General features: G+C 71.7%; 12 protein-coding genes. 4 read left to right on the plus strand and 8 right to left on the minus strand.

Features of this window, described 5'->3' with window-relative positions; genetic code table 11:
- Positions 1–171 precede the first annotated feature (171 nt).
- A complete protein-coding gene (locus QRX60_RS43710; protein WP_285997352.1) occupies positions 172–567 on the plus strand; it encodes a nitroreductase family deazaflavin-dependent oxidoreductase in 396 nt (131 codons plus the stop codon).
- Here the strand turns inward: QRX60_RS43710 and QRX60_RS43715 are convergent.
- From QRX60_RS43715 to QRX60_RS43725, 3 genes are all read right to left on the minus strand, one after another.
- Positions 536–793, minus strand: coding sequence for a hypothetical protein (locus tag QRX60_RS43715; RefSeq protein ID WP_285997353.1), 258 nt, complete (start codon positions 791–793; stop codon positions 536–538). The two genes, QRX60_RS43710 and QRX60_RS43715, sit on opposite strands and share 32 nt — an antisense overlap.
- A gap of 382 nt (positions 794–1,175) precedes the next feature.
- Positions 1,176–2,312, minus strand: coding sequence for an alpha/beta hydrolase (locus QRX60_RS43720; protein WP_285997354.1), 1,137 nt, complete (start codon positions 2,310–2,312; stop codon positions 1,176–1,178).
- A 4-nt stretch (positions 2,313–2,316) separates the two neighbouring features.
- Positions 2,317–2,877, minus strand: a complete 561-nt coding sequence (locus tag QRX60_RS43725; RefSeq protein ID WP_285997355.1) for a DUF2076 domain-containing protein — start codon at positions 2,875–2,877, stop codon at positions 2,317–2,319.
- Between the two features lie 169 nt (positions 2,878–3,046).
- Here QRX60_RS43725 and QRX60_RS43730 point away from each other — a divergent pair, with 169 nt between their 5' ends.
- From QRX60_RS43730 to QRX60_RS43740, 3 genes are all read left to right on the plus strand, one after another.
- Complete coding sequence (locus QRX60_RS43730) at positions 3,047–3,706, plus strand: response regulator (RefSeq protein WP_285997356.1); 660 nt, start codon at positions 3,047–3,049, stop codon at positions 3,704–3,706.
- Positions 3,703–4,794 carry a sensor histidine kinase gene (locus tag QRX60_RS43735; protein ID WP_285997357.1) on the plus strand — a complete coding sequence of 364 codons (1,092 nt, stop codon included), beginning with the start codon at positions 3,703–3,705 and terminating at the stop codon, positions 4,792–4,794. The genes QRX60_RS43730 and QRX60_RS43735 overlap by 4 nt, the downstream gene beginning before the upstream one ends.
- Positions 4,795–4,905: 111 nt before the next feature.
- Positions 4,906–6,111 (plus strand): DUF418 domain-containing protein, encoded by a 1,206-nt coding sequence (locus tag QRX60_RS43740; protein ID WP_285997358.1) that lies wholly within the window; start codon positions 4,906–4,908, stop codon positions 6,109–6,111.
- Between the two features lie 68 nt (positions 6,112–6,179).
- Here the strand turns inward: QRX60_RS43740 and QRX60_RS43745 are convergent, their stop codons facing one another.
- The 5 genes from QRX60_RS43745 to QRX60_RS43770 all read right to left on the minus strand — a co-directional run bounded on the left by QRX60_RS43745 (position 6,180) and on the right by QRX60_RS43770 (position 15,157).
- Positions 6,180–10,280 carry a non-ribosomal peptide synthetase gene (locus tag QRX60_RS43745; RefSeq protein WP_285997359.1) on the minus strand — a complete coding sequence of 1,367 codons (4,101 nt, stop codon included), beginning with the start codon at positions 10,278–10,280 and terminating at the stop codon, positions 6,180–6,182.
- Positions 10,281–10,283: 3 nt separating this feature from the next.
- The gene (locus QRX60_RS43750; RefSeq protein ID WP_285997360.1) at positions 10,284–10,796 is read right to left on the minus strand and encodes an SET domain-containing protein-lysine N-methyltransferase; all 513 of its coding nucleotides are present in this window, start codon (positions 10,794–10,796) and stop codon (positions 10,284–10,286) included.
- 130 nt (positions 10,797–10,926) lie between these two features.
- Positions 10,927–11,793 carry a S1 family peptidase gene (locus QRX60_RS43755; protein ID WP_285997361.1) on the minus strand — a complete coding sequence of 289 codons (867 nt, stop codon included), beginning with the start codon at positions 11,791–11,793 and terminating at the stop codon, positions 10,927–10,929.
- A gap of 124 nt (positions 11,794–11,917) precedes the next feature.
- On the minus strand, positions 11,918–14,134 hold the full coding sequence (locus tag QRX60_RS51530; RefSeq protein WP_332845803.1) for a hybrid sensor histidine kinase/response regulator transcription factor: 2,217 nt from the start codon (positions 14,132–14,134) through the stop codon (positions 11,918–11,920).
- A gap of 393 nt (positions 14,135–14,527) precedes the next feature.
- Positions 14,528–15,157, minus strand: a complete 630-nt coding sequence (locus QRX60_RS43770) for a hypothetical protein (protein ID WP_285997362.1) — start codon at positions 15,155–15,157, stop codon at positions 14,528–14,530.
- Positions 15,158–15,371 lie beyond the last annotated feature (214 nt).

Raw genomic sequence — 15,371 nt, forward strand, 5'->3', positions numbered from 1 at the left:
CGAACCTCCAGGGATCCCAGCCGGCTCCGCGCGTGTCTCTCCGGCACCGTCGCCGGTAGCAGAGGACGCATTCTTCAGCCGACGACGAGATCTCGGCGGTGACCGAGCCGTATGGCGGTCAGACCCGCGCTCGCTCCCGCGTACCCTGCCGACGATGGAGGTGAGGCCGCGATGCCCTGGCCGCCGTTCTTGAAGCCGGCCCACACGATCATCAACCCGATCGCCCTCCGCCGCGCCGGACGAGCGGGCTCGCTCGCCGTTGTCATCCACCGGGGTCGCCGCAGCGGACGTACCTACCGCACACCCGTCCGAGCGTTCCGCCGCGGCGACATCGTCGCCATCGGCGCCAACTTCGGCGCGAATTCCGACTGGGTGCAGAACATCCTGGCCGCAGGCGAGGGTGAACTCCGGCTCCGGGGCGAGCTCTGCCGACTCACCGAACCCCGGCTGCTGCGCCTGGACGAACTCCCGCCGGTCTTTCCCCGCTGGTACCGATGGGTTCTGCGCTCACTGGTGCACACCCACCAGTGCCTCGTCATGCACGCCACGAAACACCAGCAGCGATGACGTTCTCCAGCGTCGCCTGGCTGTTGCCCGTCTGGAGGGACCACGACGCTGATCGCGGCCCACGGCGTTGACGACGAACCGTGAACGTCTGTTCCGTGAAGTCGGTCTGCCCGACGCCGGTCTGCTGCGCCTCGATGTCGGCAAAGCGTTCCGTGCGGGCAGCGTGCGGGAACCGGTAGAAGTCATTGCCCAGCACGAGCCGGTTCGGACGGGCATTGCCGGGCATTCGCGATGACGCGCTTGGCCATCTTGGCCGGGTCACCGAGCGGGGACTGAGCTTCCCCCGGTTGTCCGGACACCTTGGCGTTGCCACTGCCGGGTGATCAAGACGATGACTCACACCCGACAGACTGCCTCGACCATCGCGGAGTGCCCGTGTAGTTCCGAGCCGATCAGGCGAGCGCTTCACAGCTTGCCGACACACGGTGACCCGCGGTTCCGCAACCCCACACGTCACCACGGCGATGTCACCCGGTACTCCCCCACCGACACGCTCCTCAGCGTGGCGAACCGCGCCGGGCTCGCGCATCCGCCGGTGAGCGGGACATCCCCCGCCGCCCGGCTGGAACTCGCCCTCCGGGCGCCGGACAGCGGAGGATCGCGCGGTGCTATCCGCGTGGTCTTTCGAAGTGCTCGGCGGCAAACGCCAGCAGGTACGGCAGCGACGCCCGGGCCGTCCGCCAGGTGTGGCCGAAGCCCTCTTCGGTGTGGACAGTCGCCTGCTGACCGCGGGAGCGGAACGCCTCCGCGATGCGGTGTGCCGCTTCGACGTCGCCGGGTGTTCCCGTGCCGGCCGTGAGGATGGCGGCGACCGGCCGCGGGAACGGCATCGTGGGCAGGTAGTCCCGCGGCGTGTTCGCGGCGAGCAGAGCCCGGTCCTCGCCCAGCCGCTTCCTGTTGTCCGGGACCTCGTAGGGCATGGCCAGCAGCAGCGCGCCGAACGCGTCGAGGTGATGCAGGCCGATGTTGAGCGCGGCGAACGCACCGCCGGACATGCCGCCGAGCGCGCGGTGGCCCCGGTCGGCGAGCGTGCGGTAGCGCCGGTCGATGGCCGGCACCACACTGTGGGCCAGGTAGGTCTCCAGCTTCGGGCCACCGGGGACGTCGAGGCCTTCCCAGTCGCGGCGGGCATGCCCGGCGGTGAGGTCGACGCTCACCACGATCATCGGCGGGAGCGCCCGGAGCCGGTAGAACCGCTGCAGCGTGCCGGGTGCGTCGCCGGCGGCGAGCCAGTCCTCGGGCCCTCCGGGATTGCCGTGCACCAGGTAGACGGTGGGATAGCGCCGGTTCGCGTTCGCCGCGTCGGTGTAACCGGGCGGGAGCAGGACGAAGTTCCGTCCGCCCGGCACGGCGCTGCCGGGATCGGCGATGACCATCCGCTCCACGGCCGGGCCGTCCGGACCGCCGAGCCGGATCTGCCGTGTTCCGGGCATCGAGCCGTCCTGCTCGAACTCCCCTCCCAGGTCGCGCAGCGGCCCGCCACCGCGCTGGAGCAGCAGTACCAGGTCCCGGCCGGACCGCACGTAGCCGACGTGGGCGTTGACCCCGGCAGTCGTGGCCAGCAGCGCGAACACCACCGCCAGCGCGATTCCGCACCGGCGTGGGCCCGTGCGCCGACGCACCAGGACGGTGAGCCCCACGCACGCGACCGCCAGGGCCGCGCACGTGAGCCAGATCCACGGCGATTCGAGCACGCCTGTCTCTCTGGCTTGGCGCGCGACCTCGTCCGGAACCGCGACGGTCACCGGATCACCACTGCTCGCCGTCGTCCCAGCCACCCGGGTCTTCTCCACCGCCGTGACCGCCGTCGCCGTGGTGTCCCTCGCTCGCCGACGCTTCGTGGCCGCCGAACACGCCGCTCAAGCCCTGGAACAGCAACGCGCCTCCGGCGACACCGGCCGCCGCGGCCCCGGCCGTCTTGAGGAAGCTGCCGCCGGAGCGGCCCGGTGACGCGTCCGCCGGGGCAGCCTGGTCCCGGTTCTGGCCGAACATGCGCGACATGAACCCGCCCTGCTGAGCGGGTTGAGCGGGCGGCGGCGCGTAACCCGGCGCGGGGGCAGCCCCGTAGGCCGGCTGTGCGAAGGTCGTGGCGGCGGGCGGGGCCGCCTGCAACCCGGCGATGCGCGCCTGGGCCGTGCGCAGCGCGTCCTCCTGCACCAGCACGGCCTGCACGAGCAGGTAGAGCGCGTCCGGCTGGGCCCCGATGTGGTCGGCGATCAGCTCGCCGACCTGCGGGTCCTTCGCCACCGGCTGGGCCTGCCGCAGCCGGTTCGCCAGGCCGAGGATCAGCTCGCGGTCTTGGTTGTCCATGGGAACTCCCTTCCTCGACGTCCATGCTCGGCGAGGGCCGCCGCCGCGGACACCGGTGACCCGGCCCGAACTCCCCGCCGACCGGCTGCCGACGCCCAGCCGACCGGCGGGGCACGGGTCGCCGGGCCCCGGATGGCAGGACGGGCCCGGTTCCGGCGAGACTGCTCCCATGGTTCGAGTGATCGTCGTCGACGACGAGGAGCTGGTGCGCTCCGGATTCCGCCTCATCCTCCAGGCGGCGGGCGACATCGAAGTGGTGGCGACCGTCACCGGCGCGCAGGCGGTCAAGGAGGTCAGCCTGCACCGCCCCGACGTCGTCCTGCTCGACATCCGGATGCCCGACGTCGACGGCCTCACCGTCCTGCGGCAGCTGCGCGGCCTGCGGAACCCGCCCGTCGTGGCGATGCTCACCACCTTCGACTCCGACGAATACATCGCCACGGCCCTGCGCTCGGGCGCGGCCGGGTTCATCCTCAAGGACACCGCACCCGCCCAACTCGCCCAGCTGGTGCGCACCCTGGCCGCCGGCGGCGTGGTGCTCTCACCGAAGGTCACCCGCACGGTCGTCGACGGCTACCTCGACTCCGGCGCCGGCTCCCCCGCGGCCGCCCAAGTCGACCAGCTCTCCGAGCGCGAACGCGCCGTGCTCGTCCTCATCGCCGACGGACTGTCCAATGCCGACATCGCGAAGCGGATCCACGTCAGCGTCGGCACGGTCAAGGACCACGTGTCCTCGATCCTCACCAAACTCCGCGTCGGCAGCCGGGTGCAAGCCGCGCTCGTCGCCCAGCGCGCGGGTCTGCTCGGAACCGGCGAAGCGTCGTCGTGAAACGAACGAACGCCCTCCTCGCCGAGGCCGGGCTGCTCGCCGTCGCCGCCGTCGATGCCGCGTTCAACCAACCCACTGGGATCCTGGCCATTGGCGCCGCGGTCCTCGCTGTCGCCGCGCTGGTGCTCCGGCGGCGCCTGCCGGTCCCGGTCTTCGTGCTCACCTTGCCCGCGCTCGCCCTCGTGGGTTCGGTGATCGCGACGCTCATCGCGCTCTACGTGGTCGCCGCGCGGTATTCGAACCGGTACCTGCTCACCGCCTGCGGGACACTCGCCGCGGCCGGCTACTTCTTCCCCGGCATGGACTACCAGTATCCCCGCGCCGACCTGGTGCTCACCGGCATCTACGCCACCATGACGGCGGCCGCACCGATCTTTTTCGGCCGGCTGGTGCACGCGCGGCAGGAACTCGCGCTGCGGCTGGCGGACATCCGGCAGGCGCGCGAGCACGAACGGGAGCTCGACGCGCAGGCGATCCTGGCCAAGGAACGCAACCAGCTTGCCCGCGAGATGCACGACGTCGTCTCCCACCAGGTCAGCCTGATCGCCGTCCAGGCCGGCGCGCTCGGCGTCTCCACCACCGACCCCGGTGTGAAGGCCGCGGCCGAAAACGTGCGGCAGCTCTCCGTCGACACGCTCGACGAACTCCGGCACATGGTGAACCTGCTCCGCGCGTCCGGCAGCCGGACCACCGGGCTGACCCCGCAGCCGACACTGTCCGATCTGGACCGGCTGGTCGCCGGCAGCGGCATCGAGGCGCGGCTGACCGGCGCCGCACCCGAGGGCATCGACACGGCCGTCCAGCGCACCATCTACCGCACCATCCAGGAAGCCCTCACCAACGTCCGCAAACACGCCCCCGGCGGCACCGCCACGATCGAACTCGCCCACGACGACACCGACCTCACCGTGACGGTCACCAACACCCCGCCCACCCGCCCGACCCTCGCGCTGCCCAGCGCCCGCCACGGGCTCGTCGGCATCCAGGAACGCGCCGCACTGCTCGGCGGCACGGTGGCAGCCACCCCCACCCCCGACGGCGGGTTCCGGCTCCGGCTCCGCCTGCCCCTGACCGGCCACCGCCGCTAGACCCGACGGCCAAGGCCGTCCGGGACAACGTCCGCAACCCGCCGACCGGCGGGGGCGAAACCGACACCTGGCGGATGGTCCGCCGCCTGCCGCCACCGCGACATTCTCTGCATGACTCAGACACAGCCGCCGCAGGACACATCGGCTCCCCACGGGACACCGCCCGGGTCCACCGCGCCGGTCGAACCCTCGGTGGGACGGCTGGTCGGCGTGGACCTCGCCCGCGCGCTGGCCGTGTTCGGCATGTTCGTCATTCACCTCGGTCCCTCGGCGACGGCCGTGGACGGCATCGGTGCCTGGGTGCTGAACCTGGCGGAAGGCCGCTCATCGGCCCTTTTCGCCACCCTCGCCGGGTTCTCGCTGATGCTGATCGCCGGCCGCCGGGAGCCGAAAACCGGCCTGGCCGGACGGCAGGCGAAGGCCCGGATCGCGATCCGGGCCGTGGTGCTGCTGGCCCTGGGCACCGCGATGGCGATGGCCTACGGCGGTGTGGTCATCCTCGCCTTCTACGCGGTCTACTTCCTCCTGGCCCTGCCGCTGGTGCGCCTGCGGGCCAAGACACTGGCGATCATCGCGGCCGTGCTCGCCGTCGTCATGCCGCAGCTGGCGTTCGGCCTGGAGACGCTGCTGACCGAGCCGGTCACCAGCGCGCTCAAGGCCCACGACCCGCTCGAGGCGATCGGCGGGGTGGGAGTGCTGGATCTCCTCGTCACCGGCTTCTACCCGGCCATCACTTGGATGGCGTTCGTGGTCACCGGCATGGCGCTGGGCCGGCTGGACCTGACCTCCGGCGCCGTGCAGCGACGGCTGGCCGCGCTCGGCCCCGCCCTCATCGTGCTCGGCTACGGCACGTCGATGCTGCTGGCCGGCAACGACGCGTTGAAGAGCGACGCGAACTCCGGGTCGGCATCCGGGTCGCCGTCCTTCGACGGAGGATCCTTCGAGCCCAACGGGTCGGCCTCCTCGCTGTTGCTGGCCGGGCCGCACAGCGGCACGACGTTCGACATCATCGGCAGCCTGGGCGTCGCCATCACCGTGATCGTGTGTGCGACGGTGGCGATGGCCCGCCTGCCACGGCTGCACCGTCTGGCCGCCCCGATCATCGCCGTGGGCACCATGTCCCTGACGGCCTACGTCGGCCACTTCGTGGTGTCGTCCCTGACCGGGCCCGAGTCCCCGGAGTCCTCCTGGGTGCCGGTGCTCCTGTTCATCCTCGGGACCTGCGTGTTCGCCGGGGTCTGGTCCCGTTTCTTCCGCCGTGGACCGCTGGAGTATCTGCTCCACACCGCCACCACGCCGGTGAAGTACCTCCGATGAGACCAGGCCGGGGCGGCTCCCCTCCATCCTCCCGCCCCGGTCTCCCCGGTCAGGCAGCCGGCAACGGCTCAGTCCTGCAGGCTTGGCTGCGGCCGTCCGGCCGGCTGTTCGCCGGGTACGGCGAAGGTACGGTCGAACCGCCAGAAGGCCTGCGTCGGTGGCTCGGGGACGGTCCGGTGCCGCCCGGCCGGCCGCAGCGGCTGGGTCAGCGACTCCGGGTTCGTCCGTGGCGACGGGGCTTTCTGTTCCTTCGTGGGCACGCCCGCATAGCGCAGTCGTGGCAGCAGGCGTTCCTGTTTCATGATCACGCTGTGCGGAGCGGCGTAGGCGTGTTCGCCGATCTCGGCGCCGTACAACGGAACCGTGCCGTGGGCGAGCGTCGAATGCGCGCCGACGTGGACGTGGTCGATCTTCAGGACGCGGTCTTCGAAGGTGTGGGCCTGGAACATCGCGCTGACCGTCGCGCCGTCGCCGAAGTGCAGCATGTCGGGGTCGACGACCTGGGCGAACCCTTCGCCGAGCACGACGCGCTTGCCGATGTCCACGCCGATGCGGCGCAGGTAGAGCGGCAACATCAGGGTTCCTTCCAGTGCCGACAGCACGCCGCCGGCGATGAAACCCCAAGCGACGTAGAGGAAGTCCCAGCGACTGCACCAGCAGGACCACAGCGGATGCACGCCGGGCTTGACCCGGCCGAGCAGCCCCCATTTCAGCGCGAGCACGATCAGGCAGGGCAGGGCCAGCGTGGCCAGCGTCACCAGCGCCGCGCCGGGGAAGAGGAACAAAGCGAGGGGAAGCACCTTCGCGGCGTACGCGATTCCGACGAACCACGCGGTCATGACGGCCAGCGGGACGACGGGGAGCGCGAAGCGCAGCCATTCCCAGAACACCCTCGTCAGCACGCGGGCGAACGACGGATCGTGGGTGAGGCTGCGGTCGGATTCCACGATTTCGCGCCGCGGGAGCAGCATCGGCGGGTGACCGAACCACGACGTGCCGGGCCGCATGATCCGGTCGTCGGCCACCGTGCAGACGCCGATCAGGATGTCCGGCGGCAACCGCTGCCCGCCCGGGATGACCGCGTGGTTGCCCAGGAAGGTGTCGTGCCCGAGACGGACGCGGGCGAGCGTGACCGTGCCCTGCTGGATGCGGGGGCCGCCGAGGTAGATGCCGTCGGCGAAGAACGTGTCCGGGCCGATCTCGACCAGTTCCGGGACGACGTCGATGATCGTGCTGATCTCGCAGCCGCGGCCGACCTTCATCCCCGCCCAGCGCAACCACACCGGCCAGAACATTCCCCCGGAGAGCCAGTTCCCGGCCGTGGTGACCAACCCGGTCTTGAGGCTCACCCGGATGTACGCGGGACTCCACCGGCTGATGACACCTTCCTCCACCCGGCCGAGCGCCCGGGCGCAGAGTGCTTCGACCCAGACCGAAATCACCAGCGACAGACAGCTCCCCACGGCGAAGACGAGCAGGAATCCCGGGTGCGCCCATGGCTGCGTGACCACGTCGAGCAGCGCAGCGTAGGTGACGTCGAAAGCCAGCACCAGCGCGATCATGACGATCGAGAGCGGCAGTGCGAACAACCACGTGAACAGCGCGCGGGCAGCGACGGTCGCGAGCCCGTGCGCGAAGGGCGAGAGCATGCTGCCGCTGACGACCGGGACAGGCGCGCGAGGCGCCGGGCCCGTGTCGTGCGCCGGGACGCCGTCCCAGCGCCGGCCGTCGGGAACGGCGGTCCCCGACGGCAACGACGACAGCGCGGAAAGCCAGGATCCGCGGCCGAGCCGCGTGTTGGGCGACATACCCGCGCGGACGTCCACCGTGGCGCCGCCGGCGACGGTGATCCGGCCGATCGTGAGGTGCCCTTCGGCCAGCTGCACCAGGCCGAGCGAGGCGTCCTGGCCGATCGTGGCGTCGTCGCCGATGTCGAGCAGGTCCCAGCCGCCCTGCACGACGTCGACGCCGCGGTGGATGTGCACGCGCCGGCCGATCCGGGCGCCGAGCGAGCGCAGCGCCATGCACTGGAACTCGGTGCCGGCGATGGTGCCCCACGGCACGAACCGCAGCAGGTGCCGCACGATCCACAACCGCAGGTGGAACCCGCTCCACACCGGGACCCGGGTAGGTTCGAACTTGCCGATGAGCAGCCGTTTCGCCCGCACGGCGAAGAACACGGCCACCGGGGTCCAGCCGAACCCGGCGATCAGCAGGACCACGGGAAGCAGGACGATCAGCGCGACGAGCCCGATCCGCGCGGCCAGCCACGGCAGCGCGACGAACACGAGGAAGTAGCCGATCGGCGCGGCGATCGCCAGCTCCGCGGCCAGCCAGGCCGCTTGGGCCAGGGTGATGGCGACCGCACGGCGCGCCGGGGCCGCGACCGCGTCGATCTCGTCGTGGATCGCCGGGGCGGCCAGTTTCGCCAGCCCCGAAACCGTGCGGGCACGGTAGACGTCGCGGACGGCGATGGCTTCGGTGAGCGGGTTGACGCGCAGTTTCGAGATCAGCATCGCCGCCTGCAGCGAACTCCCACCGAGGTCGTCGAAGAAGTCGTCGTCGATGCCGATGTCGTCGGTTTCGAACACCGCGCGCAGGGCGGCCGCGATGAACTCCTCCGTCTCGGTGCCGGTGGTCTCGGCCGCGTGGCGCCGTCCGGTGGCCAGGGCCGGCAGGTCGTTGCGGCGCAGCTTGCCGCCGGCGCTGCGCGGCAGTGTTTCCGCCTCACCGAAGACCGCCGGAACCATGTAGGCCGGAAGGGCTTTGCGCAGGTGTTCCTTGAGCACGGTCGCATCCGGCAGGGCGCCGTCCGGCACCAGATGCGCGGCGATCACCTGGCCGGCGCCCTCGCCCTGGACCCGGCAGGCCGCCTCCCGCACACCGGGGAACCGGGCCAGCGACGCCTCGATCGCCTCCAGTTCGATCCGGTAGCCGCGCAGCTTGACCTGGGAGTCGATGCGGCCGTGGTAGAAGAGCGTGCCGTCGGCTTCGGCGTGCACGAGGTCGCCCGTGCGGTACAGCCGCCCGAGCCGCGGGTGCCGTGGGAACTTCTCGTCGGTGAGCTCCGGCTTGTTGTGGTACCCCAGCGCGAGGCCCGTGCCGCTCATGCACAGCTCGCCCTTCTCCCCCGGCTTGACCGGCTCGAGCCGCTCGTCGAGGACCCACGCCCGCATACCCGGCACCGGTTTGCCGATGGCGACGGGCTTTCCCGGCTCGACGTCGGCGCGCAGGCAGGTCACCGTGCACTCGGTCGGCCCGTAGCCGTTGACCATCCGGCGGCCGGGAGCCCAGCGCTCGGCGACGTCGCCGGGCAGCGCTTCCCCGCCGACGTAGAGCAGGCGCAGCTCGGGCAGCTCCCGCCGCGGGTCTTCGCACGCGGTCGCCCGCAGCAAGGTCGGCGGCGGGCAGAGCACGGTGATCCGTTCGCGCCGCAGCCACGGCACGAGGTCGGGGCCGAGCCGGGCCGTCTCGTCGTCCATCACCACGACGGTGGCACCGCACGCCCACGCCATCCACGCCTCCTCGACCGAGGAGTCGTAGGCGGGCGAAGACCCCTGGGCCACGCGATCCCCCGGCCCGAGCCCGAACTCGCCGACGTCCGAACGGATCAGGTTGACCACGCCCTGGTGCCCGACGAGCACCCCCTTCGGCTTGCCCGTGGTGCCCGATGTGTAGATGACGTAAGCCAGCCCCGGCGGTACCCCGGGCGCGATGCCCGGCCGCGCGGCGGGCTCGGCCGGGCCGTCGACGCGGTGCACGGCGCCGGTGTAGCCGGCCCGGACGGCGCGTTCCTGCCCGGCCCGGTCGGTGACGAGCAGCGCGGGCGCGGCGTCACCGAGGATGTGGGCCAGCTGTTCGTCGGGGAACGACGGGTCGAGGCAGACGTACGCCGAGCCGGCCCGCAGCACGCCCAGCTGCGCCAGGTAGAGGTCCTCGGTCGTGCGGGACAGGAGGATCGCGACGATCCCCGGCCGCCGCACCGCGTGCTGGACCGCGCGGGCGGCAACCGCGGAGCGGCGGTACAGATCGCGGTAGGTGACGGTGCGCCGCGGCCGCTCACCGGACGGTGGGACGTCGACCGCGATCGCGTCCGGCGTGCGCCGGGCCGACTGCTCGAAGAAGTGGTGCAGGAGAACGGGGTTCTCCTGCTGGAGCGCCTCGCTCACTCCTCACGCCCCGACGGGTTCGGCGATCCGGCCGTCCAGCACAGCCAGCAAGTACGGCGACAGCAGCCCGCGAAGCTCCTCACGCCGCTCCCCCGGCAAGTACCGGAACCCTTGGATCTCCCTGTCGCAACGGTCGCTGCCGCAGCCGCACGTGAACGGTTCGGCCATCTCGTACTCGGTGCTGCCGTAGTGGAAGGTGATCTCCGACCACGCCGGAATCGGCCGGAGGCTCAGCACCGACCGGTCACGGATCACCGCGGTCGGCTCGCAGGCGTGGTTCATGAACCGCCAGTAGTAGCGGTCCAGCACCTCCTCCAGCGGACAGCCCGCGGGCATGTCGACGTGACGCCTCTCGTCGAACTGGACGGTGTAGCGCGTCCGCGTCGCCGTGAGCTCGCCTTCGAGGGTGAACAGCCGGGTGTGGGCCGGCACGGCCTGGTTGGTGAACAGCCGGTATTCGCCGTCGCTGCGGACGACGGCGGCGCGGCGCTCGATGTCAACGGTGGACTCGATCATTCGTGGTCTCCTCAAGGGGGTGGCTTTCCGTGGCACGTCGACAAGGTGCCGGCGGTTCACGCTTCGCTCGTGAGCGTTCTCAGCGCGTTCTCAACGAACTCCTGCTACAGGTTGGGCGCTTCGCGGCGGTTCAGCCGCCGATCCGGGCGCCGACCGCGGCGAGCGCGACGGTAACCGGCTGGAAGAACGTCACGCCGCCGGTGCGGCAGTCGCCGCTGCCGCCGGAGGTCAGGCCGATCGCGCTGCCGTCGCGGGTGAACAGTGGTCCGCCGCTGTCGCCGCCCTCGGCGCACACCGTGGTCTGGATGAGCCCGGTGACCCGGCCCTCCGGGTAGTTCACGGTGGCCTTCAGCGCGGTGACCCGGCCCTGGTGCAGCCCCGTGGTGCTGCCCATCCGGAGCACCTGCTGGTTCACCTTCGCCGCGGCCGCCTGCGTGATCTTCACCGTCCGGCCGCCGCGGACGTCGACCACGCTGGGCGCCTCGGTCGCGGCGTCGTTGTAGGTGAGCAAGGAAAAATCGCCGGCACCGGGGAACGTCGCCTGCTGGACGGTCGCCGCCGGCCGGCCGCCTTGCGCTGTCGACCACTGCCGGCCGGCCGCGGCGCAATGGCCGGCGGTCAGGAAACCGGGACTGCCGTCGTTCGTGGTCACGTTGAATCCCAGGGAACACCGGGCCCGGCCGGTGAAGATCGCGTCGCCGCCGTCGGCGAACAGGGTGAGCACCCCGGGCGTTCGCTCGACCCGGATCGGTTTGCCGCGGGTGGCCGCCATCAGGCGGTCCCACTGGCCGCCTTGCACCGTACTGTCGGCCGTGACGACCGTTTGGCCGGTTTGCGCGTCGACCGCCCACGCGGTGCCGGTGATGGCGCGTGCGGCCTCGTCCGAGCCCGCGGCGTCCGCTTGCGGGAGCGCGACGGCGGCGGTGCCGGCCGCCACGAGGGCGGCGGCCGCCACCAGGATCTTGCCTCTGCTGAACTTCCTGTGCCGGGAAGGCATTTCGCTGACCTCCGTATTCGGTGATCGGGTTGTCACCCGGCTCCACGGGACGGCTGGCCGGCGCGTTCAGCGTTCCGGGGTTCCCGAGACGATCGGCTCGTGTCAAGTCGCCGATCGTCTCGGCTCAGCCGGCCGGCAGGATGCCCGCTTCGTGCGCGACGATCGCGGCCCGTACCCGGTTGTCGCAGCCCAGTTTTCCGAGGATCCGGCTGACGTAGGTCTTGACGGTGCCCTCGCCCATGTACAGCTGCCGCGCGATTTCGGCGTTCGACGCCCCGAGCCCGACCTGGACCAGGACCTCGCGTTCCCGCGCGGTCAGCGTGCTCACCAGCCGGCCCGCCGCGTCGTCGTCGGTGGCCAGGTACCGGTTGATGAGGTCCTTGGTGATCCGCGGCGACAGCACGGCGCCGCCGCGGGCGACCGCCCGCACCGCCTGGATGAGCTCCTGCGGGCCGGTGTCCTTGAGGATGAACCCGGTCGCGCCGCCTCGCAGCGCCCGGGAAATGTAGCCCGGCTCCCCGAACGTCGTCAGCATGACGACCTTGAGCGCCGGCACGCGCCGGGTGAGCTGTTCGACGGCGGTCATGCCGTCGACGTCGGGCATGCGGATGTCCATGAGCGCGACGTCGAGCGGCATCCGGCAGGCCAGTTCGACCGCTTCGCCACCGTCCCCGGCCTCGGCGACGACCTCGATGTCCTCGGCGTGCTGCAACACGAGCCGGATCCCGGTCCGCAGCAGTTGCTCGTCGTCGGCCAGCAGCACCCGGATGCGTTCCACGGCGTCAGGCCTGGGGCAGGGTGAACCTGGTCTGTCGACCAGGATGCCGGAGCGGAAGCAGTAGCGTTCGATCATGGCGGTGTCTTCCTCGGTGTAGGTGGTGGCATAAGAGCAGTCCGCGGCCGCGGGCGGGGGTGGTTCGGCGCCGCGCGCGGCGCGGTGGGCCAGCGGGTCGTCCGGGCCGACGACGTCGGCGACCTGCTCCTGGGCGACACCGATGCCGACCGAGTCGAACCGATCACCGATGCCGGGCGCGTCGAAGAGCACCATGCTGAACACGGTCACCAGGATCGCGACCGCTCCGGCCAGCCCGGTGGCCAGCACCACCGCCGTGCCGAGCCGGGCCCACCGGTCATCCGGCTCCTCGCCGGTTCCGGGCTCCGGCCCGGGCCGGCCGGGCGGCGTGATGTCCAGCGGCACCTCGGCCACCAACCGGAACCCGCGGCCCGGCAGGGAGCCGGCGGTGAACGTGCCGCCCAGCAGCCGGACCCGTTCTTCGACTCCGACCAGGCCGAGACCGGAGCCTCGCGGGCTCGGATCACCGCGCCCGTCATCGACGACCCGCACGCGGACCCGGCCCGGTCCGCGATCCACGAAGACTTCGGCCTTCGCGCCGGCCGCGTGCCGGTAGACGTTGGTCAGGCCCTCCCGGACGATCCGGTGCACCGCCTGCCGGACCGGCAGCGTGGTGTCCGTCAGGTCTTCGCCGTGCCAGGCCAGCTCGACCTCGGCCCCGCCGGCCTGGGCTTGGCGGACGAGCTGCCGGATGTCCGACCGGGTGCCGGTGTGGTCCACCGGCTGGGTCGCGCCCGCTTCGCCCTGGTGCAAGATCCCGAGCGTCGCGCGCAGTTCGTCCATCGCGGTCTGCACGGTGCCCCGGATCAGCCGTACCGGCTCGGTGGCCCCGACCGGCCGCCCCGCGTCGAGTTCGAGGCTGCCGGCGTAGAGCGAGATGAGGCTGAGCCGGTGCCCGAGCAGGTCGTGCATCTCCTGCGCGATCCGGGACCGTTCCTGCAGCCGGGCGGCCGACGCCGCGAACCGCGTCTGCTGACGGAGGGCACCGATCAGCCGTTCCCGCTGGGCCAGCAGCACCTGCACCACGACGGGCCCCACGACGCAGACAACGGCCACGACCCCGAAGCCGGCGAGCGCGGTCGGCCACTGGTAGCCCGATTCGATCAACGCGATCGTGAACGGGGCCGGCGCGGCCACGGCCAGCGCGGCACATCGCCACCGGACGGACCGCGTCCGCGCGGCCACGCCGTAGGACGTCAAGGCCAGCGTGACTCCGGCAGCCGGGTACCACCCCACCACGAACGCCGCGGCGAGAAGAGCGAACACGGGAAACCGGCGGCGGACAGCGGCGGGCGCGATCGCCGCGCCGGCTACGAGCACACCGATGCCGGGCCGGTCGCAGGGTGCGGGGCTCCAGGCCACGGTGATGTACTGCGTGGCCAAGTAGGTCACCCCGCCGGCGAAGGCGAGCAAGGCCAGTTCCCGGCCGCAGACCCCCGCTCGCGAAGCGAGCCGTGGCGCCACCACCGAGACGGGGAATCCGGTCATATCCGGTTCTACGTACCGTGCCCCCCGACGGTTCTCGGCACTTCACCGAACGTCGCGAATCCGCGGTGAGAAGCGGCCGCCACGGTGATGCAACCAGCCGGGCCCTTCCGTTCGAGAAACAACGGAACCTTGGAGGGCTACCGATGAAAGGCTGTCTGCCGTCTCGGGCGTGCTGCTTCTCGTCCTGATCGCCGCGGCCTGCGGCCGCAACGAACAGGGGCCCGAAGGCGGGCAGGCACTGCGCGCCCCATCGTACGAACCACGGGAACTCGCCGACCGCGGCCCGCTCCACCCGCCACTTCAGCTCGGCTCCCCTTCCGTACCGCCCAGGACGCACGCCGGACGTTCGCCCGCGAACGCCGGAAGAAACCCGCACCACGGACACCGCCGCGATCAAGGAGATCGCCGCCGCCGCGTGCTCGTTGCCGACCCGCCCCAGGACGCTGCCCGTCGGCGGCCCAGCGGTACGTGGTCAGGTAACCGCTGCCGGAGGCAACGGCCCCGCTGCGCACCGCCACGGTCAGCCCGTGCTCCCCCGTGCCCAGCGAGGATCGCCCGGGTGGCGAGCCCGTACCGCCTCGCGGCCACCTCCGCGTGGCGCAGGAAACTCGAGTAAACACCGGCGTAGCCCAGGCTGAGGGTCTCCCGGTCCACGCGGACCTCGCGGTCCTGCAACGGACGCACGAGGTCGTCGGCCGCGTCCATCAGCGGGAACAGGTCGCAGCCGTGCTCGAGGCCCAGCAGATCGGCGACCGCGATGAACGCTTCGAGGGGACAGTTCCCCGCGCCCGCGCCCTGCCCGGCCAGGGACGCGTCCACCCGGACCGCGCCGTTCTCCACCGCCACCACGCTGTTCGCAACGCCGAGCGCGAGATTGTGGTGGGCGTGGATCCCCAGCTCCGTGGCGGCGTCCGGAACATCCCGGTAGAGGCGCGGAAGCGATCGCGCACGCCGTCCCTGGTCAGCCGCCCACCGGAATCGGTGACATACACACAATGCGCGCCGGAGGACTGAACAGTTCACCTTCGGTTCGAGGGGCCGGACCCCGGCGGAGCCTTCGCGGACGCCCTGGAGCCGTGGATCGGCAGGTTTCCGGCAACCGACGTTCGCAGAAGCGCCGCGTCTGCGAACCGGCCAGCTCGCCGACCCGCGCTGTCCGGCACCATCGCCCGCCGAAACACCGGTTCCAGGGCGACAGTGGCGCGAACTGCCACAACGATGGCAGATTCTGCCACTG

The sequence above is a fragment of the Amycolatopsis mongoliensis genome, from assembly GCF_030285665.1.
GTDB classification, from domain to species: domain Bacteria; phylum Actinomycetota; class Actinomycetes; order Mycobacteriales; family Pseudonocardiaceae; genus Amycolatopsis; species Amycolatopsis mongoliensis.